The sequence below is a fragment of the Arthrobacter sp. MMS18-M83 genome (assembly GCF_026683955.1).
Lineage (GTDB): Bacteria > Actinomycetota > Actinomycetes > Actinomycetales > Micrococcaceae > Arthrobacter.
This window is the reverse complement of sequence record NZ_CP113343.1, coordinates 142322-166751: the sequence shown is the minus strand read 5'-3', so window position 1 is coordinate 166751 and position 24430 is coordinate 142322. Positions and strand designations below refer to the sequence as shown.

Here is a 24430-nt window from a genome sequence, read left to right as displayed (position 1 = left end):
ACCGGCGTTCGCCGGGAATATGCCCTCTGAAATCCTATGTCAATGAGTGCGTCAAAAACAGCGCCGTGGGGCCGGAGTGGTTCGGCCAGGATTTCTAATCCTGGTGCGGCATCTCTTGCAGGACCGCCTCGGCCACTCGAAAAGACTCAAGCGCAGCAGGCGCGCCACAGTAGATCATCGTCTGTAACAGTACTTCTTGTATTTCCTGTTCCGTAACGCCGTTGTTGACAGCGCCGCGGACGTGTCCTGCGAATTCATGTGGACGGTTAAGGGCGGTCAGCATGGCCAGATTGAGCATGCTCCGAGTCTTCGGATCCAGGCCAGGCCTGGACCACACTTCCCCCCACGCGTACTCGGTAACCATCTCTTGGATAGGACGGGAAAAGTCGCTGGTCTGCCCAAGGCTTCGTTCGACGTGGGCCGTCCCCATGACGGTGCTGCGGATACTGAGGCCCTTCTTGTAGCTGTCTTGGTGCGTTTGTGAAATTGTCACCGATGTGCCACTTTCTGTGGAGGATCTGGGTCTTGAGGGCTAGGCGGCTTCGAGGACGCTGACTAGTTCGCGATGCCGACGCCGGCCACCGGGTGGGGCGCCCTTGGCTTCGAGCTCGCCGGAGACGTTGATTGGCAGCTTGCCGTCCGTGTTGACCCAGCCTTCCGGGACGGCGCGGGATCCCTGGCCCGGTTCGGTCAGACCCATGGCTTCGTGCGAAGAGGGCGGTGCAGGCATGCACGGCGTTGCGGTCTCATGGTTTCTCTCAGCGAGACGCAGAAACAACTTCCTGACGCTGGCCGTCATTCTGGAGGATGGCTGCTGCAGGCGACCGACAAGGCTGGCAACATGCCTCAGAGACTCGTGCTTTTCGGGCCTGGCGTGCAGACGAAGAATTTCGGCTGCTCGATAGGCGCGAACGGAACGATTAACCACTGATTCCCGTAAAGCTCCACATACGAGTCGTCGGGGCAACTAGCGTAGGCCTCGTCGCGCGTCATCCCCGAGCCACCGAGTTGCCGCAACGGGTCACTGGAGTAAACGGCGCGCATCGGGATCGAACGCATTATCGAAAAGCGTCCGCCATTCCGGGCCGGAGAAGCGGTTAGTGTCTCACCACTGTCGATGCTGACAGAGCGTTCCATGGCTACTCCCTTGCTGTGTTGCCGCGTGGTGACCTTGCTGGCGTCTTGTATTCAGTCTGGCTCCGAGGCCGGAGTGGCCCGCAACTACCCTCCCGGGTGAAGTTCCGGGAGGGACGGCCGGCCACCCGGGTGGAATGGGGGTGGTGGCTCAAAGCCATGGACCTCCGACGGCGTGGCCCCGGATGTCTCCGGCCCCCAGCGTCTTGTGACGAGGGCCTGATGGTTCCCCCGGGCCGAATCTATCGCGGTTCAAAACCTTGTGATTGAGTGGGGCTATGGCCGCACCCATAGAGGACTATGCGCTTCTGTCGAATCTCTCCACAGGATGTCTAGTCTCTCGCCGGGGCAGCGTCGACTGGCTCTGTTTGCCACGCTTCGACTCAGCCTCAATTTTTGGCGCCCTTCTGGGGAACGAAGAGCACGGAAGGTGGCTGCTTGCCCCCAAGCACCCTGAAGCGGTCGTCCTGGACCGTCGCTATGTGGCGTCGACTTTTGTTCTTGAGACAACATGGCAGACTTCCAGTGGCCAGGTCCGGGTTAGGGACTTCATGCCCGTCGGGGAAGGGTGTTCATCCCTTGTCCGACGGGTGACGGGCCTTAGCGGGAGCGTCATCCTGCTGCAGGATCTGAGGATCCGCCCACGTTACGGCGCCCTATTGCCTTGGGTGAGCCGATATCGCGAGAACGCTGCGCGCGGTGCTGAAATATTACTTGCCATGGCCGGACCGGATGCCTGGGCGTTGCGGGGGCCTTACCTTCCCCGAGCCCACGATCGTCTTCATGTAGGGGAATTTGTGGTTGCAGCTGGAGAGAGTGTGGATTTCGAGCTGAAGTGGTTTCCCTCCCATCGCGAAGTGCCGCCCGCCGTCGATGTGGACGCTGCTCTCGATGAGACTGTGGATTATTGGGCCCGGTGGGGAGGTCATTGCCGTCAGGACGGAGCATACGGGGCCGCAGTCAAGCGGTCGCTATTGGTGCTGCGTGCTCTGACGCACTATGAAACAGGTGGCATCGTTGCCGCCCCGACAACGTCTCTGCCGGAGGATTTTGGGGGTTCTCGCAACTGGGACTACCGTTACTGTTGGCTTCGCGACGCCGCGTTGACGCTCGAATCCATGTTGACGCATGGCTATGAATCCGAGGCGTTAAAGTGGCGCAATTGGCTGTTACGCGCCCTCGCTGGTGATCCGGAAGATATTCAGATCATGTATGGAGTCGGAGGTGAACGGGACCTGCCGGAAAAAGAACTGGACCACCTGCCGGGCTACCAGGATGCAAGACCCGTTCGGGTCGGTAATGCCGCTGTCTCCCAGTATCAGGCCGATGTAGTGGGCGAAGTCATGGTTGCGCTGGAAAGACTGCGCCTGGCCGGCGGAAGGGAAGACCACTTCTCCTGGGCCTTACAGTGCGCCCTATTGGGCTTCGTGGAGAATCACTTCAACGACAAAGACTTCGGTCTTTGGGAGATGCGAGGTAGCGCTCGGTACTTCACACATTCCAGAGTCATGATGTGGTCAGCATTCGACTGCGGAGTCCGGGCGGTCCGTGACCACGGGCTGCAGGGCCCGGTTGCGCACTGGGAGGAAATCCGCAAACGGCTGCGCAAGGAGATCATGAACCGAGGATTTAACCACGAGCTGAACTGCTTCACCCAAACATACGGTGGGCGACAGGTGGACGCCGCTCTGTTGGCTCTTCCGCAGGTCGGGTTCCTTGCGTACGCGGACGAGCGAATGCTCGGTACGGTTTCAATGCTGGAAAAGGAACTTTTGACGGAGGACCGGCTGCTTCTACGGTACCGGACCGAGAGCGGCATCGACGGACTTGAACCGGGCGAACATCCATTTCTTGCGTGTTCCTTCTGGCTCGTGGAGCAATACGCCAGGACAGGTCGTTTGACCGAAGCCAAAGCACTGATGGACACGCTTGTGGGGTTCTCGAATGAGCTGGGTTTGCTCAGCGAGGAATATGCGGTGAAAGAAAAACGGATGGCGGGCAACTTCCCGCAAGCATTTTCCCACTTGGCGCTAGTCCGGGCCGCGGATGCAATGCACGGGGTCGACCGTCTAAGCATGGCCGTCAAAGAAACCGAATAAGTCGAGTCATCCACGTGGCCGTGGCGAGCAGCTAGGTGCGTGTGACCACGCCGCCGCCCAACCAATTTGATACTGGGCGCGGATTTGTTCAGCGCTGAGTTCTCCGCCGCTCAGCTGGTGGCCAGGCTGCGTTCGCGGATGAAGACGTTCACGGCGCGAGTTCTGGCGGTATTTCGGACAATTCTCATGGCCTCGCGGATGCTCCTGTAGGACCTCCACGCATCCATGCTCGGTCGAGGGGTCCGACGAGTGCCACGGTTCCGGACACCTCCTGCGCAGCCGTGAAGGGCCGGCAGGCTGGTCACGACCGTCGCTTCAGCGAATAACGCTTGGCAATACAACTCCCATTGCACTCCACCGTCGGGCAAAGAGGGGCCTGCTGGGCGTACCCGAAGAGAACGCGCGGAAATGCAACTAGGGCCGTATTTCAGCGCGGCCGCAGCGTTCTAAACGACGGGTTCCTCGCCGGCCGCTGTGGATTTGGCTCGATGACTCTCCTCAGGAATCCGGTGCCGCTGCCTCCTCCACCGCGGGGAGCGCAGCCCGAGATTGCGCTCGACTCGGCCATCAAGAGGGTGTTGACACCGTCAACACTTTTACCTTGGGACTGGGCCGTACATCGGCCGGACTGGCTCGGATTCGGTATGTTTTCTGGAGTTCCCAGTGACGCTCCTATGGTTGTCAATTCGCTTTTTGAGTCCCCTGCTCCTCGAGCCATTTTCGGTAGCTTGTTGCGAGGTCGTCGTTGCGCATGAGGCCTCGTTCGATGCGGGAGATAACGGAGGGCCATTGGCTGAGTTCGCCGGCGACCGCATTGACGGTCAACCCGAGGCTTTTGCGTTTCTGGCGTAGGTCGGTGATGCCTGGTGCCGGTACCGGGTTGAATATCTGTCGGTATATTTCACGGGATACGTAGCGTTTGAGGCAACGCATGATCTCTCGCTTGCTTTTTCCTTCCGTGGTGCGTTTACTGACATAGTTTTTCGTGCGTGGACACGAAGCCATCCGGGTCAGTACTACTTGATGCAGGGCACGGTTTGCGTTGCGGTCACCGCCTCGGCTGAGCCGGTGGCGGGTCGTTTTTCCTGACGATGCCGGGATGGGTGCAACCCCGACGAGTGCCGCGAACTGGGCTTCGTTTCCGATCCGTCCCCGGTTGTCTCCCACGGTGATGAGGAGCTGGCTGGCAACGTCCGGTCCTACGCCTGGGAGGTCGCAGAGCAAGGGCGCATAGGAATCGAGGATCTCTTGCAGGGCGGTATCGGCGGCGGTGATTTCCCCGGCCAGCGCCTGGTAACGGGTGGCCAGGGTTTTCAAGGTCAGCAGCGTCATGTATTCCGGGTCGGCCACATGGCCTGACGGCCTGCTCCGCTGGAGGGCGGTGATCATGGCGGGAGTGGCCATCCCCCTGTATTTCGCCCGGAGAGCGTCCGGTGCCGACACGAGGAGACCCTTGATCTGATTGATTGCTGCCGTGCGGGCTTTCATCGCCGAAGAGCGCGCGGTACGTCAGGATCCGCAGGCATTCGACGGGTCCGTCTTTGGCTTTCGGGGTCGAGAGTCCTCGTTGAGCCAGTACCGACTGGGCTGCCTGGTAGGCATCCAGGGGATCGGATTTGCCTTTCAGGCGACGCTGGGCCCGGTTGGGCCGGTTGACCTCCAGGACAGTGAGCCCTTCGTTGCGGAGCACCTTGGACAGCCCGGCACCGTATGAGCCGGTTCCTTCGACCCCCACCGCGGCAGCCGTTCCATGACTGGCAATGAAGTCCAGGATTTTGCGGTATCCGGAGCCCACGGCAAGGAACTCCTGATCGGCCAGAGGTTTGCCGTACTCGCTGATGATGGCGACGTGGTGAGTATCGGCATGCGTGTCGACGCCGACGAAGACATTTAGCGGTTCTTTTGCCAAAATGGAAACTGCCCCTGAGATATCAATGATTAGTTGACGGGCACGTGGGCCAGGTGGGCAGACAAAACGGTAATGGGACTGGTCGAATCAGGCTCCTATGAAGTCATGTCCGCCTGGCTCAACGCGCTTATAGCGGAACTTGAACCGGCGGACAGATCACAGGGAAGACAGCACCGGCAGGCACGTCAGTTTTCAAGCGGGTCACACCGGTTCAAGACCAATTCCAGTATTACCGTTTCCAAGGCCCGGAATGCGGTTCGAGTCCCACCTCGGGCACAGCATTCCTCCCGTCAGAGGGGTTTTTGCTTTAACGTGTGTACAAAGCTTGTGGTGGCGTCCCTCTGACGCTAAGTTCGCGAGCTTTGGCCTTGCCGCCGCGGTGGCCTATTCAGGTGTGTGGGTGGTGGGTTCAGGGTCCTGGCTAGTGGGCCCTCCACCTGCTCTGGGGTGGGGTTATGCGGTTCTCCATTCCGGTTCTGTCTGGTTGGTCGTGGATGGCCAACACCAGTTCATGGCTCAGGGTCCGGGGTACAACATGATGAAACCGACTTTGGCGCCGAAGTTTCTCTGGGAAGCTACGTCTGGTCATAAGGGAGCTGCGTCTGTCGTTTTGTCCTGCCAAAGGGGGTGTGGACAGTGTCCACACCTACGTCTGCTTTATGGAAGTGCCGCGGTGGCTCGCCCCTGGGCCTTTCGACGTGCATGCCCAATGCAGGTGCGGCTCGGAGCTACATGCGGTGCTGCCCTGGGTCCTGTCGACTTCTTGACCTAGCGAGCGGATGCTCGTGAAAGGATTCTGGGAGGCCCGTGGCTTGCGCGAGCAGTACACCGACGAAGCCACCCTGGGCGGCGACGCCTCGGACGTGCTGCCGGGATCGGCGAAATGGCGGCGTAGTTGCTCGCCGACGCGATGGATCCAGGCAACGGCTTGCCCACGCCCGTGAGGTCCAAACTCGCCGCCTCCGCGGACCAGTTGCTCAGCTACCACAAATTGTGCGAGATGGTGGGGGATTCGCGATACGCGGACTGGCAGGCGCTCTCTCTTAAGTTCAGGGCATTTACCTGATCACGGACTCCACTAACGGCAAGCAGTACGTCGGAAAGGCCGACGGCGCTGAGCGCATCCTCGACCGGTGAACAGCCTATGCACGAGATTCCGCGGACTTTCAAGACCACACACGAGCCGTTCGCAGACAACCTGTCCACCCGTGAGAAGAGGTCAGGAGGTCGAATCTCCTTAGCTCCACAGTGAAGGCCCTCCGACCTGCGGAGACGTTGGGTGGGAGGGCCTTTCTTGTGGCAGATTTGGGGCTCACCCGAGGTTTTGGGGTGAAAGCCGACGATAGAGCGCGGCGATTTTCAGAAGATGAACCGATGCATTCACGTGACTTCCGGTTGGCAGTTCGACCTAGGCCTCGAGCGTCCTGAGAGTCGCATCTTCCGAAGGAGCTGCCATGGGCAACTCCGTGAAACGATGAGACTGCGCAACTGAATCCTGTCACCTTCGAGAGGCCTATTTCTCGAGTGTCCCGAACCGATCACGTACGAACTTCGATGCGGCTGGCATTATGACGTCTTTCACTATGGCGTTTGCAAGGACCCACCCTGCAGCAATTTCCATGTCCTTCGCCAAGTCGCGTGTAACTGGCTTCGCTCGCGTGGATAGCGATGGCCGCCAGTGAGCATCAAATGGTGATTCACGGAGGGTTCGTCGAACCAACGAATCTCAGCATCGCCTTACCAACTTACAAGACGAGATTGAAGCTGTGTCGCTCGATGCAAGTACTGTTTTCCGTTTCGTTGGTAGACTATCCGCTGGACTTGGCTTTCTGCCATAGGGCAACGCGTAGGTCGTCCTTCGGAAGGTCGACCAGCAGTCGGGACAGTGCAAGGAGAACACGAGCATCGGGGTTTCGCCCGTTGCGGATGAGTGGAGGCAACTCCTGGTCCTGGATAGCGTGGTCGAGAACATCGAGCATTCGAGAAACAGCTATGCGCTTACCGTTCCGCCGGGCCTCACGTTCATGCCGTCGATTTTCGAGTGCAAACGCGATGAGGGACGCAGCTATGTGCAGGACTCCGCCGAGGAAGGTTGCTCCGAGCGGTACCCATCTCCGTAATACCGCAAGGTTACTGGTCTTCGCATGATTGCTTTGATGGTCCGTTCCCAGCACATTGGTCCGGGAGATCATGCGAGGCCTGCTGCGCCACGGCATCCGGTACACCAAGGACACCCGGTGGACAAAGGAACACATCCAGTGGCTGCACCGCCAAAACCTTGGCGAACCGGCGCTGCAGTTCACCTATCAGGCCGACGTCGAGCAGGCCGAGCTGCTCGCCGGACACCTCTGGCCCGGATCGAGAAGCACGTCGCCGCCACGGCCGCGGCGTCACGCTACTCCCCGGTGATTGAGGCGCTGATGTGCCTGCGCGGCATCCAGATGACCACCTCGTTCGGGCTGGCCGTCGAAATCGCGGACTGAACCCGGTTCACCGGCTCGTCCATCGGCTCCTATCTCGGTCTGGTTCCCAGCGAGGAATCCTCCGGCCAGTCCCGGTACCAGGGCCCGATCACCAAGGCCGGAAACACCTATGCCCGCAAACTGCTCATCGAATCCGCCTGGCAGCACAGGCGCCCCTACGCCCGGCCCGGGCAACGCCTGCTGCGCCAGCTCGATCTCGTCTCCCCGGCAACCCGCATCCGCGCCCTGGAGGGAAACCACCGGCTCCACCAGAAATGGGAACATTTCGATGAACGCCGCAAGATGTCAGTCAAGGCCAACACCGCGATCGCCCGCGAACTCGCAGGCTGGTGCTGGTCACTGGCCGCCCCGCTCCAGCAAGGAGAACGCATGAACGCGGGCTGACCTGAACGTGCCCCTCCGGTGCATGCAAGTGCGATGGGCAGCACCCGGAGCTAACTCGGGGCCACCTCTATGAGCACGCGGATGACCCGGCCGTCGGACGCTCGATGTTAGACACCGATACGCTGCAGCCGAACACATCGTCATGCGTTAAACAACCCGCGGATGTCAGCCTGACACTGCCAGTCGAAACCGACCCGCCCAGCACCAAGCTACCCACCCTGATCGGCACAAGATGAGCGGCCCCGGACCACAATCCAGGAGCCGCTCACCTATGGCTATTGACAACCAGACCTACATATCAGAGGTGAGCGAGAGCCGGTTGAAGAAGACCGAGGCAGCCTTGGAACTGATGGGAAAACTACAGGCGTTCTTAGAGAGCGCCTCAGAGGATATGCCGGACGAGCCCCGGTCCAAGAAACGCTGATGGCCACCTACCGGTCGATGCTGGAACTGAGAATCCCCTCACGCCGGGCCGCGTCGTTGACCGGTGTTTCCCGGACGACCGCGAACCGCAAACAGGCCCCACCACGGGACCAGATGGCTGTGGTGCCGCAGAACAAACTCAGCGCTGCTGAGCGCGCCAGGATTCTGTCGGCACTGAACTCACCGGAGTTCGTGGACCTGGCACCAATGCATGTCTATACAAAGCTGCTGGACCAGGGAATCTACCTGGGATCGCTATCGACGTTTTACAGGGTGCTGGAGGAAAACAAGCAGGTCAAGGAACGCCGCCGGCTGGCCAAACATCCGCCCCGTGCCGTTCCTGAACTGGTGGCCACGGCCCCGGGGCAGGTGTACACGTGGGACATCACCAAACTCGCCGGCCCGTTCAAGGGCAAAGATTTCGACTGCTACATGATGGTCGACATCCATTCCCGATTCATCGTCGGCGCGCACGTGCACGCCGCCGAGTCCGGGGTGCTGGCGGTGGAAATGATGAAAGGCATCTTCGGGATCCACGGGATCCCGCTGGTCGTGCACGCGGACCGGGGAACGTCCATGACTTCCAAGACGGTGGCCGCGCTGCTCTCGGGCCTGGAGGTCACCCGGTCTCACTCCAGGCCCCGGGTGTCGAATGACAATCCGTACAGTGAATCGCTTTTCAAGACCCTGAAGTACCGTCCGGAATTCCCCGAACGCTTCGCTTCAGTCCACGACGCCCGGGCATTCATCAGCGGCTTCGTGGACTGGTACAACCATCACCACCAGCACTCCGGAATCGGCTTCCACACGCCCGCGAACGTCCACTACGGACACGCCGCCGACGTGGCCAAGGAACGCTTGGCAACACTCGCTCAAGCCCGCGCGAAACACCCCGAACGCTTCACCACCAGAACCGACCCGAAAATCCTCGGGCTCCCAGGACCCTCGTGGATCAACCAGCCTAAGGAAAACACGGGACAGCTAGCCGCCTAACCCCCGTTGGTACCGTTCAGCTTGAAAAATTCCGCATCTGGCGAACCGTAGTGAAATCGCGCTTGAGGAACTGAGTGAGGATAGGGCGATCCTGCTCTCACTGCGCCCAGCGTCCGACATAGCCAACGAATTGCTTAGAGCGATTGGCTTCACAGCTAATATCCGAATGTTCAGCAATAACGTCGAAACTATCCGGTCTATGGTTGCCAGAGGCATCGGATACTCCGTATTGATGGGCAGGCCCGCAGGTGACACCACCTATGACGGTCTTCCCGTTCTCTACAAGCGGATCGCGGATCAGATGCCGGCGAACTCCGTTGTGTTAGCTCGTCCGGGCGGTAGCGTACCTAACGCCAAAGTGCAGGCTCTGGTTGATTTTTGCCACGCTGAATTCGGCAAGGCTCGACATCGGGTCCAATAGCTCCGCGTCCGCTGTCTGGAGGCTCGGGCGAATGCTTGAACGGCGAAGGATCTCTGCCACATAGCGGTTTATGCTCCAGACGACGGAGCGGCGTGGGCTCATCCAGTGGCCGATCACATTTCGCTTGTTTGCTGAGGCAAAGATTGAGTAGACAGCAGTCAAGACAACCATCAAGCATCCAGGCTAAAGCTAGACCCGGATTTAGGGGACTGCCCCAGCACAAGCAAATACTCGGCCTGATCTATGCTCACCAAGCGAGCACGAGGCATCGCTCTAGGACGAAGGCAAGCCACAAATTTTCGGTTCCGCATCGGGTTTTTCGCCGGTGGCTGCCAGCACGGGTAGGGTCGCTGCAGCTGCAGCCCGGACGTGCTCAACGCAAGCGAGCCTAGCTTCGACAGGATCGCCGGCGAGCACCGCGTTCACGATTCGCTGCAGGGACTCAATGGTGGCTTGCGCGCGATCGCTCATGGACAAAGAGACTCGGCGGAGCTGGCTGATTCGGACATGGAGACGTTCAACCACTTCGTATAGCTCAAAGTTCCGAGCGCCGTTCAAAAGATGGGAATAGTAGACATCGCTCGCTAGTAGCGCCCCGGTGATGTCCAGATTCTCCATCGCCTCACGTACAGGCTCGAGGGACTTGGCAAAGACAACCTTCTCGGCAGCGGTGCCACGCACAGCAAAAAGTTCGCCCGCAAGCCCTTCCAGCACGCTACGCACTTGGTAAATGTCTGCCGCTTCAGCGTAACTAAGTTCCCTAATACGCGCTCCACGATTTTCAGTAAGCACGATAATTCGTTCAGCGTCGAGGTACCGCAAGGCGTCACGCACCGCAGTACGACCAACGCCGTACTTCAGGGCGAGCTCTCGTTCTACAAGTTTCGCCCCAGGCGCGTATTCGCCGTTTGCGATGGCCCGTTTCAATTCCTCGGGGAGAGCCATGAGCGATCTGGGCGCTTGAGCGTGTTGGCTGACGGCCATGGCGTTGGGAGCTCCTAGTTTGACGGTTTCTGCTCTCGATTCGAGCATACAGATCAATCATAGGGCCGCGTCCTGCAATAATGTCGACAAAAATAGGTGAACACATGAGCCTGTCCGCCGCATACGGTCTGGATGGGTGTGTCGGACGCCAAAGTGCTGCCGTTTCCGCGGGGACGCCCAGCGGCACCTCCCGCCTAGATTTCGGATCGCTCAACCGTACGGGACAGGAGACTCGTCGCCTTGTTTATCGCTCAAACCCCCGGAACCGTAGCAATCTCACCGGTACAAGTCTTGTTCCGCGAGACCGAAGACATTGTGCGTCCGAGGCGGAGATTGGCTCAACGCGCAGCAAGACTGCTTCCAGGGGTTCAAAAAGTTTTCTTGAAAAAAGTCTTGATTTTTGTCGACAATCATTCCTAAGCTGTCTTCACCGCTCGACGCCACGAAACTTCTGAATCTGCGCGTCATGAACGAGGGCGCTGATAGTCACCAATCAATTCCGAAGATGACCGGCGCAGGACAGCACTCAATTGACGAACGGAGGAGCACCGGTTGTACAACTTGCACAAGCTGCTGTGGGACATCCGCAAAGATCCCACTCTCGCAGAGAGTTTTCGTAGCGACCCGCATCCGATTCTCGATCAGTACGGGGTGGAAGGCGAGGCCCGGACTGCAATGTTGGAGCTCGATTTCAAGAGGCTCCACAAGCTCGGAGCAAACCCATACCTGATCTACTTCTGCGCCATCCAGCTGGCTGTTGATCGTGCGGCCTATTACACACAGATCCGTGAGGAGGAGAACTGATGGGCAAGATCGTAGGAGCATTCGCAGCATCCCATTCACCTGGAGTGACCGGCTGGCCGGAACGAGCCGAGCCACGCAAAAGGGAAGCAATCGAAGGAGCCTTCGCTGAGGCCCGACGGCGGATCGACGCCCTGGAACCGGACGCGATCATCGCCATCTCCGTGGAACACTTCACCAATTTCAACTTCGGAAACCTTCCGGCATTCGCGATCGCGACGGCGGACTCCTACTTGGGACCTGTGACCCCGGAGATGAGCGAGTTCCTGCAGGTGGAGCAGCACCAGTACCCCGGGAACGGAAAACTCGGGCGCCACATCTACGAGTTCGCCATCTCGAATGAGTTCGATCCGTCCCTGGTTGAGGGCGGCTTTGATTTCGACGAGAACTTCTGCGTTCCGTTCAAGCACCTCGATCCCGCTTCAAGGTACCCGCTCGTCCCCATCATCATAAACGGCGTCAACCCGCCCTGGCCCACAGCAAAGCGCAGCTACGAATTCGGGGAGATGATCCGCCGCGCCGTTGAAGCGCAGGACCAGGTCGAACGTGTGGTGGTCGTCGGAACCGGCGGCCTCTCCCACTGGGTAGGGCTGCCCGAGGCGGGCCAGGTGAACGAGGAATTCGACCGCGACTTCATTACCCGGATCGAGAGCGGCGATCCCGAACAGCTCAAGAGCTACTCGCCGAAGGAAATCGACGCGGCAGGCAATGGGGCTCACGAAGTCCGCACATGGATTGCCGCTGCCGGCGCGATCGGAGCCCCGTTCGAGGTGCTCGCCTACGAACCGGTTCCGGAGTGGCTGACCGGGACCGCCGTCGCAGCGGCAACGCCTGGTTTGAAGCTTTAAGACCCCAACCCAGACGGCTCTGCACTCGCGGAAGCCGATCACATCAAGGAGAAACAAGACCATGAGCAAACTTCCCAAGGTCACCGGCCGCGATATGCGTGGCGTCATGTCCTACCCGCCCACGCCGGCTCTGCCCGGCGCGGACCAGGTGGAGGCACAGAACACCGTCGATCTCGCCGAGACCGAACGCATGATCCGCCAGCTGATCACCGATGGCGTAGACGCCATCGCGCTGAACGGCACCCTAGGCGAAATGGCGACACTGACTCTTGACGAATGGAAGGCTTTCGCTGAGTGCGCGGTACACACAGCACATGCAGTAAATCCCGATTTTCCCATCTTCGTCGGCTCAACCACCCTGAGCACCCGCGAAACCATTTCACGTATGCGGTTCCTTTCGGATCTCGGCGCCACCGGTACCCTCCTCGGCCGCCCCATGTGGGGCGAGATGGTGGCACCTGTGATGGAGAAGTTCTACCGCGACGTCGCCGAGGCCGTTCCCGAAATGGCGATCGTGGTCTACGACAACACCGCAGCCTTTGGCGGCATCATCCCGCGCTCGGTGTACCGCACGCTGGTCCAGCTGCCCCAGGTCGTCGCAGTGAAATACGCCGGCGGCGCCTCGGTCGGCTTCCGCTACCACAACGATATGGCCCACACCGGCGACAAGTTCCCCCTCATGCCCATCGAGACCGACTGGTTCCCGGCTTGGGAGATGTACGGCGAGGAGCTCGTTGGCATGGCCTGGTCCTCCACAACGGCCATGGGACCGGACCCTGTCCTCCACCTGCGCGATGCGCTCCAGCAGGGCCGCACGGATGACGCCCGCTGGCTTACCGAGCGGCTGCGCTGGGCACACGAGCCCTTCATCGTGGGCCAGGACTTCTTCGAGTTTGCCAAGTACAACATCCCGCTCGAGAAGATCCGCGTCAACAAGGCCGGCTACATCAATGTAGGCCAGAGCCGGGTGCCCTACACCGAGGACCTCGTGCCTCAGGTGCACTGGGACACTACCTCCGAGCACGTCGAGCGCTACCGCAAGATCAGCGCGGAAATCGAAGCGCGACTGGGATCCCGCAAAAAGTAGCAGATCACGGAATAGATAGAGGAATCAGCGAGGTCATCAACATGACAACGGAACCGGCAAGCCCGGACATGGATGCTCATTTGCGACAGATCCAGGAAGGGATCCAACAGGGGCGGTTTCCGGCCCATGTCTTCAACGATCAGCAGATCTTCGACCTGGAGCAGGAGCGGCTGTTCGGTCAGGCGTGGACGTTCCTGGCGCACGAATCGGAGATCCCGAACCCGGGTGACTACGTCACCCGGTATATCGGAAACAACAATCTGATCGTTGCCCGGGACGAGCACGGCGAGATCCACGCCAATCTCAACATGTGCCGGCATCGCGGCAACATGATGTGTAAGTCGGAGATGGGAAACGCTTCCCACTTCCGTTGCTCATACCACGGCTGGGTGTACAAGAACTCTGGTGAGCTCGTCGGAGTTCCGTATATGGCCGAAGGTTATGAAGGCCGGCTGAAGAGGAAGGACTGGGGCCTGGTGGGGGCCCGTGTAGACAGTTACGCGGGTCTGGTGTTCGGAACATTCAACCAGGATGCTCCCACATTGGAAGAATACCTCGGCGGGTTCCAGTTCTACCTCGACCTCTACCTCAAACAGGGATTGGCCGGCAGTGAAGTCTACGGTCCACCCGATCATTGGATCACTGAAACCGATTGGAAAATTGCGGCCGAGAATTTTGCGGGGGATGGATACCACACGCCCGTCGCCCACCAGTTCGGCTTCAATCTGGGGTACTTCCCCTCATCGGGCGCGACGCACAGCCAGGGCTGGGCTGCGAGTATTCCAGGCAAGGGGCACGGCATCGGGCTCGGTCACACGCCGGGATTCACCCCCTTCGCAGGTTTCCCGGAAGAGCTTACCGAGGAGATGCGGCGCAGCTTTTCCCCGGAGCAGGTGGAGGTGTTCAGCAACACCCGCACGGCCGTTGGCACAGTGTTTCCGAATTTGTCCTTCCTGATGCAGCCCTTCAGCCTGATTCCCGGTGAAACGGGTGTGCGGTTCGTGACGATGCGGCTGTACCACCCCATCGGCCCCGGAAAGACGGAAATGTACTCCTGGTGCCTGGTGCCCAAGGACGCCTCCGAAGAGTACAAGGCAGCTGCCTACCAGGCCTACACACTCGCGTTCGCCCAGGCAGGTACTTTCGAGCAGGATGACCTCGAGAACTGGGCACGCGTAACCCGCATGGCCAAGTCCTCTGCAGCGCGCGGTATCGATTTCCCGTACATGATGAGCCTTGAAGGCAAGCCGGATCCCGATTTCCCCGGTCCCGGCCATGTGGTCAAGCCCTACGTCAATGACTCCAACTTCCGGAACCTGTGGTCCCGGTGGGCGGACTACCTGCTGGGTGAGGCCTGATCATGACCGTGCTCAGCCATGTTGACCGGACCGTGCAAGAGGACATCCGAGAGTTTATGTTGCGGGAAGCACTCGCTCTGGATGAGCGCCGTTTCCGTGATTGGCTCGAATTCCTGGCCAAAGACATTACCTACGATGTGCCCCTGCGGGTCGTACGAGAAGGACTGGCGGAATGGGAGCTTTCCCCTACGGGCAGGATCTTCCAGGACAACAAGCAGACGCTCGAAATCCGGGTCCGTCGTCTCGAAACTGATTTTGCTTGGGCCGAACAGCCACCGTCACGCACACGTCACTTCGTGACAAACGTGCTTGTGGATACCGGGGAGCAGGACGGCGAGTACGAAGTCAGCTCTTACTGCCTTATTTACCGCAGCCGCGGAGACAGTATCGAGCCGAACCTCATCTCGGTGTTCCGAAAGGACCTCGTCCGGAAAACTACCGACGGTTACGAGATCGCACGCCGTTGGGCAGCGATTGACCAGGCGGTCATCAACGCCCATAACCTGTCCATCTTCATCTAAAGGAATGAATCATGTCCGAATCGACAGCAAGGCCTCAGGCGGAGAACCCGGACACTGGCGATGTGCTCGAGTTCCCGCAGGACGGTGGCAACCGTGGTCCCATCGTGATCGCCAATGAGTTCGCGGATGTCGTTGTCCGCAAGGTCGATACACGAAATGGCGTGCGGCTTGAACTATGGTCCCCCCGTCGCGGCACCTGCGTGCGCTACGACGCTGTGGCCCTTGATGTATTGAGCTACCAGGAGCCCGAGTTCATCACAAAACTGCTGAGCAGGACGCCAGGGGCATGACCGGATCACTTTCCGGGCAGCACATCCTGGTCACGGGTGGGGGGTCGGGAATTGCGCGGGCCGCTGCCGAACGCTATCACCATGAAGGCGCAAAAGTTACGGTTCTCAATCGGTCGGCAGGGGGCGCCCAAGCCGTCTCGGAGTCCTCCGGCGGCGCCATTCAAGCCTTGGCCGGCGACGCGACCGATGCTGATGTCCTCCGAAAGGCCATCGCGGCTGCGGTCGATGCAGAGGGAAGACTGCATAACATCACCTGTGGTGTTGGGGTGTTCGACAACTACGCGAAGGTCTGTGAGCTGTCTTCCGATGAGCTATTGATCGCGGCAGATGAGGTTTGGCGCGTTAACGTGCGCTCAACGTTGCTTGCGGTCAATCTCGCCGTCCCGGCACTCCGCTCAGCAAGGGGATCCGTTACTCTCACCCTCTCAGAGTCTGCCTTCAACGCCATCGGAGGCGGCGTGCTCTACGGCAGCTCCAAGTGGGCGCTGCGGGGCATAGTCGACCACCTCGCTGCCGAGCTTGCACCGGAGATCCGTGTCAACGGCGTCGCGCCTGGCGGCACCGGAGGAACCCGGTTCGGCGGACTGTCGACGCTTGGGCAAACCATGACGGCTGACCGGGTGGAAGGGCGAGACGAGAGAATTGCCGAGCGCACCCTGCTCGGTTTCACCGCCACCCCTGAAGACCACAGCGGGGCGTACCGCTTTCTCGCCGACCCGGTTGACGCCCGCGTTGTCACCGGGGTCGTGATCCGAACTGACGGTGGAAGACGCCTCTAGCAGAACCCCACACCAAAAAACCAGGAAAACGGTCCGCCGTTGTACCCAAACCAGAATGAGGAACACAAATGGTTGAGAAGTCCATCGAAATTCGTAAGACCTTCGCGCAGGTCGAAGAAATCCGCACGTCGGCCGGAAAGAGCGACGCCGGCGGGCCGCTGCGTAAAGTTGCGGTCTGCGCCGTGATCAAAAACCCTTACGCCGGGGAGGGCTTTGTCGAGGACCTCTCAGCACTGGTCGAGGCCTCGCGCGAAATCGGAACCCTGCTGGGAAAAGAGGCATTGGGGCTGCTCGGCGCCCCGGTCGAAAGCTACGGCAAGGCAGGCCTCGTGGGGAGCGCAGGCGAGCAGGAACACATCAACGCCGCCCTCACCTCCGTATTCGGAGACGCCTTCCGCGAGGCCATTGGCGGGGGCGCGGCCTGGATCACCTCAGTGACGAAGGCCGCCACCGCCGGTTCCGTTATTGACGTGCCAACGGCGTTCAAGGACGAAGTCTGGGTTCGGTCGCACTACGACGCAATGGAAGTACGGGTGCCGGACGCTCCCCACCCCGACGAGCTGGTCGTCATCGCCGCCGTGACAAACCGTGGACGGCTGAACGCACGCGTTGGCGGCATGTCCATCGCAGAGGCGAAGGAGAAGGGGCTGTGACAGGATCGATCGCAATCGTCGGAGCGGGCACGATCCTCTCCGGAGACTGGCAGTCACCCATCATCAAGGACGCCGATACCGTCATCACCGGGGACGGGATCATCACGGCCGTTGGCCGCAAGCAGGATCTACTGGCCGAAATTGACGGGTCCTCCCATGTTGTCGACGCCATGGGTACCACCCTCGCGCCGGGGCTCATCGACTCACACTGCCACGTCGTCCTCGGGGACTACACACCCCGGCAGAAGACCGTGGACTTCCTTGCAAGCTACGTGCACGGAGGCATCACCAGTGTCGTGTCCCCCGGCGAGATCCATGCGCCGGGCCGGCCGAGCAGCGCATCAGGAGTCAAAGCTCTCGCCATCGCTGCAAAAGAGTGCTTCGAAAACTTCCATCCCAACGGCATGACCGTCCACGCCGGCGCAGTCGTGCTTGAACCCACGCTGCAGGAAAAGGACTTCGCCGACCTGCAGGAAGTCGGGGTACACCTGGCGAAGTTCGGATTCGGCCGCTACATGGATCCCGCCGATGGGGCAGACCAGGTCCGATGGGCTAAAGAATACGGGCTAACCGTGATGTGCCACTCCGGAGGGGCGAGTATCCCGGGCAGTAAGCCGATCACTCCGGAGCACTTGCTTTTGCTGGCTCCGGACGTGTGCGGCCACCTCAACGGCGGACCAACCTCACTTGATGAGGCCGGCGTGGACCTCATCATGGACGAGACGAACATGGCTCTACAGATCGTGCAGGCGGGCAACCTGCGCTCTGCCGTGCGCATCATCAACCGCGCCGCCGACAAGGGCATCTTCGAGCGTGTCGTGATCGGTTCAGACACCCCAACCGGTACCGGCGTCATGCCCCTCGGCGTGCTGAAGACCGTAGCCGAGCTGTCGTCGCTCTCTGACGTCGACCCGGCCCAAGTGTGGGCAGCGGCCACCGGCAACAACGCCCGGGTATGGGACCTGCCGGCAGGATTCATCGCCCCCGGACGGGCCGCGGACCTCGTAGTTCTCGACGCTCCCTGGGGTTCGACCCGAGACGATGCCTTGGGCGCGCTGGCCGTGGGCGATATTCCCGGCATTTCAGCAGTGATTACCGGTGGGATAGTCCGCACGCTGCGCAGCCGCAACACACCACAGGCTGCACGCGCGGCCCAGGTCACGCCCCGCATCGAGCACCTCGAAGCCTCGGGGCACTGAGACAACAGCATGAAAGGAGATAGAGAAAAATGGCATTCAAGATCACCGTGGATTTACCGGCCTGCCAGGGATACGCAAACTGCCTCATCGAAGGTCCCGCACTCTTCGACATCGACGATGACACGAACAAGGCCGTCCTGATCGGCTCTGACGAACACGACGAAGCTGTGCGGGCCCAGGCAGAGGCCGCCCGGCGCGGGTGTCCCGCACACGCCATCTTTATAGAGGACATCTGATGCAAAGGATCGTCGTCGTCGGAGGCTCGCTCGCGGGAGTGCATGCAGCCGAAGCGCTCCGCGAGCGTGGATTTGACGGGGAACTGACGCTCGTGTCGGCAGAGCCAGGGTTGCCGTATGACCGCCCGCCGCTCTCCAAGGAACTCCTGCTTGACGGCATGACGCCCGAGCAGCTTCTGCTCCGCCCCGCCCCCTGGTACGAGACACAAGGCATCGCGTTGCGGCTCAGTACAGCCGCCCGAGGCGTTGATGCCGGTAAAGGGCTGCTTGCGCTTACGGACGGATCCGATCTTCCCTACGACGGCATGGTCATTGCCACAGGTTCCGTCGCTCGGCGCTTCTCCAGTGTCGCCGCCCAGGCCCGCGTGCACGTGCTCCGGACCCTCGATGATGCCCTCGAGCTGCGGCCGGAACTCATACCTGGCAGGCACCTCGTAATGATCGGGGGTGGGTTCGTTGGCCTCGAAGTCGCGGCCGTAGCCCGACGGTTGGGCCTGGACGTGACCCTGATTGAAGGATCCCCGATGCCCCTGGCACGGGCCTTCGGCACCGAGATCGGCGCTTGGTACAGGGACCTTCACGAAGGCAACGGCGTCCGCATGATATGCGGCTCATCCGTTGAAAGCCTGCAGGACTCTGCCGGCGGGGTCACGCTCACCCTCAGCAGCGGTGAACGCCTCAGCGCTGACATTGTAGCGGCAGGCATCGGTGCCACACCCGCTGTCGACTGGCTCACCGGAAGCGCCATCGAGGTTACCAACGGTGTTACTTGCACACCGGAACTGCTGACCTCGGTCCCGAACATCGTCGCGGCGGGCGACGTCGCCAGCTGGCGCAACCCGGTCTTCGACGAGGAAATGCGCATCGAACACTGGTCGAACGCAGTGGACCAAGGCCGCCATGCAGCAGCAACACTGCTCGGCGAGAGGGACCCATTTGCATCAGTGCCCTACTTCTGGACAGACCAGCACGATAAAAAGATGCGGTTCGTGGGGCGCGCAGCCGGTGCCACCGACATCCGAATCGAAAAGATGTCGGACGACAAACTGGTTGCCACCCTCGGCCGTGACGGCCTGCTAATCGGTGCGCTCTGCGTCTGCGCTCCCCGGCAACTCGCCAAATACAAGGTTGCGATCCAGAACCGAACCCCCTGGGAAGCCACCGACGCAACCCGGCTGGCCCCAGCGACCTGAATCCCCTTCCCCACCCGATTCCAACAAGGAGACATACATGAACACCGTCAAAACGGGCGACGCACTCTCGCTCATCGAGCTCTTCCCCCAGGACGAAGACTGGTCGCTGCAGACGATGAGGCTGCTTTCGCAGGTCGCAGTCGGCGGCGCAGATCTGTTTGAATGCGCACGTACGGCAGCCCGCATCGGGCGTGAGACCACCGACGGCGAAACTTGGCACCGCGAGTGGAGCCGCACAGCAAAAGACATCGCGGCCGCCGGTTACGAAGCCCTTGAGCGCGGTGAAATCACAACTGCCCGGCGGGCGCTGTTCCGCTCCATGAGCTACTGGCGCCACTCCGAATTCTTCCTGGACTCCTTTGACGAGCGACGCACTGAAGCTTACGTCCAGGGCACCAAGAACTTCCAGAATGCTGCCAAGCTGTCCGATGGACTCATCGAGCGGATCGCCGTACCTTTCGAGGGCAAGGAAATGGAGGGCTACATCGTCCGCCCCGACAACTCCGGTCAGGCCCGCCCCACGGTCCTGTTCCTTGGCGGCGCCGACTCCTGGGCCGAAGAACTCTACTTCCTGGGCGGAACCGAATTCCCGGCTCGGGGCATGAATGTCGTCATGGTCGACACCCCCGGACGCGGCAGCTCGCTGCGTTTCAAGGAAATGTACAGCAGACCCGACTATGAAGTACCCGTGGCCGCGATTCTGGACTTCCTTGAGCAGCGCGGCGACGTCGACTCTGACCGGCTCGGTCTCGCCGGCGTGAGTTTCGGTGGCTACTACGCCCCCCGTGCTGCTGCATTCGAACCCCGCGTGAAGGCAGTAGCCGCTTGGTGCGGAACGTGGAGCATCCTCACGGACTTCTACGAGTTCTACCCGCCCCTGCAGAAGCAGCTCCAGTGGCTCAGCGGTTCAAAGGACGATGCAGAAGCCCGAGAAAAGCTGGCCAAATTCACCCTGGACGGTGTCGCAGACAAGCTCAAGATCCCCGTCTACGTCATGCACGGCACCGCCGACATCATCATGGACATCAAGGGCGCTGACCGTTTCGTTGAAGCGCTTACCTCCGACGACGTCACCGTGGACATCTACGACGGCGCCGGATCGCTGCACTGCAGCTATGACTACATGTCAGTAGCGGGTGCACGACTGAGCGACTGGTTCCTCCACCGAATCTAAATGCATTCCGGGTGGCTCCCGGTCACTTGGTTATTTTCCAAGGATGCACCGCGTCTCCCCTGCCACTCCTACGTTCCCCTTCGGGGTGGCAGGGGAACGCGAACCACAACTGCGCAGGTGATGAGGAACTGCACAGCATTCGCGCCCGAACCAGAGCGTTGAGGTAAAGACAGTTTTCAAGGAAGACGGAACCCCACGTGGCCGATCTCTTGGTCCAGCGCGAAATCGCCGAGATATTGCCCTCCCTCATGAAATACCCACCTTTGAAAACGAAGGATTGGGCTGGTCTTACTCCTGGAGACGGGCTGTACGTCCAGAGGGAAAGTCAGCTGCTTATGCGTGGCACGGTGGACGACATGGTTCCGGATGGATCGATCTTTTGGATCTGGATCGACGCCGGAGGCGGCCGGATCGCACTTCACGAGGATGATGAGGTTCGTGTGTGGCTGGCGGAAGAACCTGCGGGTTCTCGGATCAAAAGACGCTTCAACTGTGCCGCAGTCACTCTCTAGGCCGAGGTTCGACAAGAACCGGGTCCCGTTCGTGATCCCAGTAAGGAATTCCAGATGCACGTCGAGCCTATGGTTTGCGCGAAACGCTCGTGCTGCTGGACGCCTTCCCGAGCCCAGAGAACCTCCGCAGCTATTTCGCGGCACAGGGTTTCATTCCGAAGCCGCGGTACCGGTTCCAGGAGATCGAGGTGGTGCGGTCGCTCGTTGCACGGGGAATAGGCTACTCGATCGTGAGCCAGCGGCCGGTGTCTGGCCTTTCGTATGAGGCTCGGGGTAATCGCCCGACCGCTCGATCCAACGCCGTTCCCGACCCCGGTCCTATGTGCCTGGCTCGCCGGTCGCGCGCGCTGACTCCGCTTGCGGGCGAGGCTCGTCTGGCCTGGCGGCGCTTGCTAAACCGTCCCACGACGTATTGCTCTACGACGACTAGGAAGCGTGATCGCCTCTTGGCTTCGGCGCCGGCGAACGCCGCTCGTGTGCGGCGAGCACCGGCAGCGTGGCCGCGGCCGACGCCTTGACGTGCTCAATGCAGGCCAGTCGCGCTTCCGCGGGATCGCCGACTAATACTGCGTCCACGATGTGTTGAAGTCCCTGGGTGGTCGGCTGGGCGCTTTCCTGCATCGAAAGCGAGACCCGGCGGATCTGGTTGATGCGCACGTGCAGTCGCTCGACGACCTCATAAAGTTCTGCATTCCGGGCGCCGGTCAGCAAGAGCCCGTAGTAGACATCGCTTGCCAGGAGCGCCCCCGTGATGTCCGAGTTCGCGATGGCCTCCCTGATCAGTTCGAGTGACTCGGCGAAACGCACTTTCTCCGCCGCGGTGCCTCGCACCGCGAAGAGTTCACCAGCAAGCCCCTCGAGCACGCCGCGCACCTGATAGATGTCGGCGGCCTCTGCGTAGTCAAGCGCCCGTACGCGCGCACCCCGGTTCTCAGTGAGCTCGATGATCCGTTCGGCCGCAAGATGGTGGAGCGCGTCCCGCACCGCAGTGCGGCCAACACCGTACTTGAGGGTTAGTTCCCGTTCGACGAGCTTGGTGCCGGGGGAGTATTCGCCACTGGCAATGGCACGCCGCAGCGCCTCGGGTAGAGCTGCGTAGTTCTCGGGCGTTCCCGAGGACTCGGCGATCGACATGGCGGTGCTCCTGGTCCGTGTTTCTGCTGCTGAACGAGCATACCAATCGGAGGCCGTGTGACACAGCTTCTTCAGCAGAGTTTGTCGACAAAATGTGCTTCCTCGTTGCTGGCGTTCGCAGGCCGGTGGCACTCGGCCGGGGCGTCGGCAGTGACAATGGTGAGCCACGCCGAGTCTCAGGTCTCCGTGACGGTGCGGGGGTGGGAGGGCCGGTCTACACCTCCCTCGAATACGCATAGATCCCCTGAGGAGCAGCAATCGGGGGCCATCACTTCCGAGCGCGTCGCGCTTGCAGGGTGAAATGCGGCGAGCGAGCGGCCTGCACCTTGGCGGGTTTTTCGACGTAGATTGTCTGATTTTGCGGGAGGCGAGGGATTGATGTGAGATCAGGGGTTGTCTTTGTCGACATTCGATCCTATGCTGACTGTATTGCCCGAGGTTGGGCGACCCCCGGCTCACACGTCCGACGGCATTCGAGCAGCATGAAGCTGCGCCGTCCCGGGGGCGAGGCAACCGCGCCCTGAGGCAGTGCGCGAGGCTTCCGGCGGCCGCATCCAGGCCATCGTCGGAAACGCGGCGGACCCTGACGCCCTCCAACACGCCATCCGGGCCGCGGCCGACGAGAAGGGAAGGCTGCAGAACCTCACCTGTGGCTGAAAGTGGACCGAGAAACACACTTTCCCCGCACCGTCCCGTCTTGCGGAATTCGCCGGGGCGTCGCCTTAGAGAAGGAGCTTGCCATCGCTGTTCAGTCGCCCACCCCGACCCTGCTGACGGCTGTGTTCGGGGCCACAGGAAAGCAGGGTGGCGCGGTCGTCGACGCGCTTCTTGCCGACGGGATCCGGGTACGCGCCGTCGTCCGCGACCCGAAGTCTCCCGCGGCGCGCGCGCTCCTTGCCCGAGGTGTCGAGGTCGTGCGAGCCGACCCAGCCGACCGCGAAGCCCTCACGGCTACCCTGTTGCACGCAGACGCCGTCTTCGGTATGAGTACCCCCGCCGGGCCGGAGGGACCTGCCGGTGAGACCGCCCGCGGCATTGCGTTGGCGGAAGCAGTCGCAGCCGCAGGAGCACCCCGCCTGGTCTTCAGCACGGTCGGGGGTGCCGAACGCCATACGGGGATCCCGCACTTCGAGAGCAAGCGCCGCATCGAGGAGCACATCGAATCCCTCGGCCTGAACGCCACGTTCGTGCGCCCCGTGTTCTTCATGGAAAACCTGACCCAGAGCGTGCCGTTCATGGGGACGTCGATCGAGAACGGTACCGTGGTTGTACGTCTTCCCCTCCCCGAGTCGATACCGATCCAGCTGGTCTCCGTCCGAGACGTCGGCAAGATCGCCGCCTCCATAATGCTCGGAGCGGACGTCCCCGGGAAGGCGGTCGAGATCGCCGGCGACGAGCGCACCGGCCGACAGATTGCCCACGCGATCGGCGCCCATCTCGGCTTGCCGTCGCGATACGAAGCCGTGCCAATCGAAGTGCTCGCCGACGACGAGGACAACGCCGTGATGTTCCAGTGGTACACGAGGCTCCCGGCACACAGAGCCGACTTCGCGCTCACCCGCTTGATCGATCCTGACGTGTACGACCTCCCCGCATGGCTCGCGGCTACTACATGAGCTCCCGCGCCATGAAAACCACAGCCCGCAGCCTCGGAATGACGCTCTCAGTGATTCCTTTGAAGAGCGAATAAAGTCGGAATCCGGCAAAAATGACTTCTCTGGCAAATTAAGGCAATCGGTCACCATGGCGGGCCACCCCTGTCTAGCATATGGACATGTGATGGTCGTCACCGTGCGGCCGATCGCATCAACGAGA

General features: G+C 61.0%; 25 protein-coding genes and 4 pseudogenes. 22 read left to right on the top strand and 7 right to left on the bottom strand.

Annotated elements, in window-relative coordinates; all coding sequences use genetic code 11:
* Positions 1-94 precede the first annotated feature (94 nt).
* Together OW521_RS00800 and OW521_RS00795 are read right to left on the bottom strand one after the other, a co-directional pair.
* On the bottom strand, positions 95-493 hold the full coding sequence (locus tag OW521_RS00800; RefSeq protein WP_268022103.1) for a carboxymuconolactone decarboxylase family protein: 399 nt from the start codon (positions 491-493) through the stop codon (positions 95-97).
* A 39-nt stretch (positions 494-532) separates the two neighbouring features.
* Positions 533-730 carry a hypothetical protein gene (locus OW521_RS00795; protein ID WP_268022102.1) on the bottom strand — a complete coding sequence of 66 codons (198 nt, stop codon included), beginning with the start codon at positions 728-730 and terminating at the stop codon, positions 533-535.
* A 682-nt stretch (positions 731-1412) separates the two neighbouring features.
* Here OW521_RS00795 and OW521_RS00790 point away from each other — a divergent pair.
* A pseudogene (locus OW521_RS00790) lies at positions 1413-1694 on the top strand (trehalase-like domain-containing protein); the annotation flags it as partial.
* 258 nt (positions 1695-1952) lie between these two features.
* Complete coding sequence (locus OW521_RS00785; protein WP_268026092.1) at positions 1953-3233, top strand: glycoside hydrolase family 15 protein; 1281 nt, start codon at positions 1953-1955, stop codon at positions 3231-3233.
* A gap of 681 nt (positions 3234-3914) precedes the next feature.
* Here OW521_RS00785 and OW521_RS00780 read toward each other — a convergent pair.
* Positions 3915-4637 (bottom strand): transposase, encoded by a 723-nt coding sequence (locus OW521_RS00780; protein WP_268022101.1) that lies wholly within the window; start codon positions 4635-4637, stop codon positions 3915-3917.
* A gap of 163 nt (positions 4638-4800) precedes the next feature.
* Positions 4801-5142, bottom strand: a pseudogene (locus OW521_RS00775) (IS110 family transposase); the annotation flags it as partial.
* Positions 5143-6037: 895 nt separating this feature from the next.
* Here OW521_RS00775 and OW521_RS00770 point away from each other — a divergent pair.
* Entirely contained in the window at positions 6038-6208 is a 171-nt protein-coding gene (locus tag OW521_RS00770) for a hypothetical protein (protein WP_268022100.1), read from the top strand.
* Between the two features lie 742 nt (positions 6209-6950).
* Here OW521_RS00770 and OW521_RS00765 read toward each other — a convergent pair.
* Positions 6951-7334, bottom strand: coding sequence for a hypothetical protein (locus OW521_RS00765; RefSeq protein ID WP_268022099.1), 384 nt, complete (start codon positions 7332-7334; stop codon positions 6951-6953).
* Between OW521_RS00765 and OW521_RS00760 the strand changes: the two genes are divergently transcribed.
* From OW521_RS00760 to OW521_RS24275, 4 genes and pseudogenes are all read left to right on the top strand, one after another.
* On the top strand, positions 7333-7551 hold the full coding sequence (locus OW521_RS00760) for a hypothetical protein (protein WP_268022098.1): 219 nt from the start codon (positions 7333-7335) through the stop codon (positions 7549-7551). The genes OW521_RS00765 and OW521_RS00760 overlap by 2 nt on opposite strands.
* 95 nt (positions 7552-7646) lie before the next feature.
* Positions 7647-7715, top strand: a pseudogene (locus OW521_RS24280) (hypothetical protein); the annotation flags it as partial.
* Between the two features lie 595 nt (positions 7716-8310).
* Positions 8311-9425 (top strand): annotated as a pseudogene (locus OW521_RS00750) (transposase); the annotation flags it as partial.
* A gap of 28 nt (positions 9426-9453) precedes the next feature.
* On the top strand, positions 9454-9846 hold the full coding sequence (locus OW521_RS24275; RefSeq protein WP_442781290.1) for a LysR substrate-binding domain-containing protein: 393 nt from the start codon (positions 9454-9456) through the stop codon (positions 9844-9846).
* Between the two features lie 273 nt (positions 9847-10119).
* Here the strand turns inward: OW521_RS24275 and OW521_RS00745 are convergent, their stop codons facing one another.
* Positions 10120-10878 (bottom strand): GntR family transcriptional regulator, encoded by a 759-nt coding sequence (locus OW521_RS00745; RefSeq protein ID WP_268022096.1) that lies wholly within the window; start codon positions 10876-10878, stop codon positions 10120-10122.
* Positions 10879-11382: 504 nt separating this feature from the next.
* Here OW521_RS00745 and OW521_RS00740 point away from each other — a divergent pair.
* The 13 genes from OW521_RS00740 to OW521_RS00680 all read left to right on the top strand — a co-directional run bounded on the left by OW521_RS00740 (position 11383) and on the right by OW521_RS00680 (position 21481).
* A complete protein-coding gene (locus OW521_RS00740) occupies positions 11383-11634 on the top strand; it encodes a hypothetical protein (protein WP_268022095.1) in 252 nt (83 codons plus the stop codon).
* Positions 11634-12479, top strand: coding sequence for a hypothetical protein (locus OW521_RS00735; RefSeq protein ID WP_268022094.1), 846 nt, complete (start codon positions 11634-11636; stop codon positions 12477-12479). Before OW521_RS00740 ends, OW521_RS00735 begins: the two co-directional genes overlap by 1 nt.
* 61 nt (positions 12480-12540) lie before the next feature.
* Positions 12541-13566, top strand: coding sequence for a dihydrodipicolinate synthase family protein (locus OW521_RS00730; RefSeq protein ID WP_268022093.1), 1026 nt, complete (start codon positions 12541-12543; stop codon positions 13564-13566).
* A gap of 41 nt (positions 13567-13607) precedes the next feature.
* Positions 13608-14924 (top strand): aromatic ring-hydroxylating oxygenase subunit alpha, encoded by a 1317-nt coding sequence (locus tag OW521_RS00725; protein ID WP_268022091.1) that lies wholly within the window; start codon positions 13608-13610, stop codon positions 14922-14924.
* A 2-nt stretch (positions 14925-14926) separates the two neighbouring features.
* Entirely contained in the window at positions 14927-15445 is a 519-nt protein-coding gene (locus OW521_RS00720) for an aromatic-ring-hydroxylating dioxygenase subunit beta (protein WP_268022089.1), read from the top strand.
* A gap of 11 nt (positions 15446-15456) precedes the next feature.
* A complete protein-coding gene (locus tag OW521_RS00715) occupies positions 15457-15735 on the top strand; it encodes a hypothetical protein (protein ID WP_268022087.1) in 279 nt (92 codons plus the stop codon).
* A complete protein-coding gene (locus tag OW521_RS00710; RefSeq protein ID WP_268022085.1) occupies positions 15732-16514 on the top strand; it encodes an SDR family NAD(P)-dependent oxidoreductase in 783 nt (260 codons plus the stop codon). The genes OW521_RS00715 and OW521_RS00710 overlap by 4 nt, the downstream gene beginning before the upstream one ends.
* Positions 16515-16582: 68 nt before the next feature.
* Positions 16583-17167 (top strand): amino acid synthesis family protein, encoded by a 585-nt coding sequence (locus tag OW521_RS00705; protein WP_268022083.1) that lies wholly within the window; start codon positions 16583-16585, stop codon positions 17165-17167.
* On the top strand, positions 17164-18366 hold the full coding sequence (locus OW521_RS00700) for an amidohydrolase family protein (RefSeq protein WP_268022081.1): 1203 nt from the start codon (positions 17164-17166) through the stop codon (positions 18364-18366). Before OW521_RS00705 ends, OW521_RS00700 begins: the two co-directional genes overlap by 4 nt.
* Positions 18367-18395: 29 nt before the next feature.
* A complete protein-coding gene (locus OW521_RS00695; protein ID WP_268022080.1) occupies positions 18396-18602 on the top strand; it encodes a ferredoxin in 207 nt (68 codons plus the stop codon).
* On the top strand, positions 18602-19795 hold the full coding sequence (locus OW521_RS00690; protein WP_268022078.1) for an NAD(P)/FAD-dependent oxidoreductase: 1194 nt from the start codon (positions 18602-18604) through the stop codon (positions 19793-19795). The genes OW521_RS00695 and OW521_RS00690 overlap by 1 nt, the downstream gene beginning before the upstream one ends.
* Before the next feature lie 37 nt (positions 19796-19832).
* Positions 19833-20969, top strand: a complete 1137-nt coding sequence (locus tag OW521_RS00685; protein WP_268022076.1) for an alpha/beta hydrolase family protein — start codon at positions 19833-19835, stop codon at positions 20967-20969.
* Between the two features lie 197 nt (positions 20970-21166).
* Positions 21167-21481 carry a hypothetical protein gene (locus OW521_RS00680; protein WP_268022074.1) on the top strand — a complete coding sequence of 105 codons (315 nt, stop codon included), beginning with the start codon at positions 21167-21169 and terminating at the stop codon, positions 21479-21481.
* 426 nt (positions 21482-21907) lie between these two features.
* Here OW521_RS00680 and OW521_RS00675 read toward each other — a convergent pair whose 3' ends face one another.
* Positions 21908-22615: a GntR family transcriptional regulator gene (locus OW521_RS00675; RefSeq protein WP_268022072.1), complete on the bottom strand. Its 708-nt coding sequence runs from the start codon at positions 22613-22615 to the stop codon at positions 21908-21910.
* A gap of 528 nt (positions 22616-23143) precedes the next feature.
* On the opposite strand from OW521_RS00675, the gene OW521_RS00670 reads away from it, so the two are divergent.
* Both OW521_RS00670 and OW521_RS00665 read left to right on the top strand, forming a co-directional pair.
* Positions 23144-23272, top strand: coding sequence for a hypothetical protein (locus OW521_RS00670; RefSeq protein ID WP_268022071.1), 129 nt, complete (start codon positions 23144-23146; stop codon positions 23270-23272).
* A 2-nt stretch (positions 23273-23274) separates the two neighbouring features.
* Positions 23275-24231, top strand: a complete 957-nt coding sequence (locus OW521_RS00665; protein ID WP_268022070.1) for an NmrA/HSCARG family protein — start codon at positions 23275-23277, stop codon at positions 24229-24231.
* Positions 24232-24430: the final 199 nt, after the last annotated feature.

Coding starts and splice junctions, on each gene's coding strand:
- OW521_RS00720 (WP_268022089.1), top strand. CDS start 14,927: ATGACCGTGCTCAGCCATGTTGACCGGACCGTGCAAGAGGACATCCGA.
- OW521_RS00715 (WP_268022087.1), top strand. CDS start 15,457: ATGTCCGAATCGACAGCAAGGCCTCAGGCGGAGAACCCGGACACTGGC.
- OW521_RS00690 (WP_268022078.1), top strand. CDS start 18,602: ATGCAAAGGATCGTCGTCGTCGGAGGCTCGCTCGCGGGAGTGCATGCA.
- OW521_RS00710 (WP_268022085.1), top strand. CDS start 15,732: ATGACCGGATCACTTTCCGGGCAGCACATCCTGGTCACGGGTGGGGGG.
- OW521_RS00730 (WP_268022093.1), top strand. CDS start 12,541: ATGAGCAAACTTCCCAAGGTCACCGGCCGCGATATGCGTGGCGTCATG.
- OW521_RS00685 (WP_268022076.1), top strand. CDS start 19,833: ATGAACACCGTCAAAACGGGCGACGCACTCTCGCTCATCGAGCTCTTC.
- OW521_RS00725 (WP_268022091.1), top strand. CDS start 13,608: ATGACAACGGAACCGGCAAGCCCGGACATGGATGCTCATTTGCGACAG.
- OW521_RS00795 (WP_268022102.1), bottom strand. CDS start 730: ATGCCTGCACCGCCCTCTTCGCACGAAGCCATGGGTCTGACCGAACCG.
- OW521_RS00765 (WP_268022099.1), bottom strand. CDS start 7,334: ATGATCTCCCGGACCAATGTGCTGGGAACGGACCATCAAAGCAATCAT.
- OW521_RS00735 (WP_268022094.1), top strand. CDS start 11,634: ATGGGCAAGATCGTAGGAGCATTCGCAGCATCCCATTCACCTGGAGTG.
- OW521_RS00745 (WP_268022096.1), bottom strand. CDS start 10,878: ATGCTCGAATCGAGAGCAGAAACCGTCAAACTAGGAGCTCCCAACGCC.
- OW521_RS00675 (WP_268022072.1), bottom strand. CDS start 22,615: ATGTCGATCGCCGAGTCCTCGGGAACGCCCGAGAACTACGCAGCTCTA.
- OW521_RS00780 (WP_268022101.1), bottom strand. CDS start 4,637: ATGGCCACTCCCGCCATGATCACCGCCCTCCAGCGGAGCAGGCCGTCA.
- OW521_RS00695 (WP_268022080.1), top strand. CDS start 18,396: ATGGCATTCAAGATCACCGTGGATTTACCGGCCTGCCAGGGATACGCA.
- OW521_RS00760 (WP_268022098.1), top strand. CDS start 7,333: ATGCGAGGCCTGCTGCGCCACGGCATCCGGTACACCAAGGACACCCGG.
- OW521_RS00705 (WP_268022083.1), top strand. CDS start 16,583: ATGGTTGAGAAGTCCATCGAAATTCGTAAGACCTTCGCGCAGGTCGAA.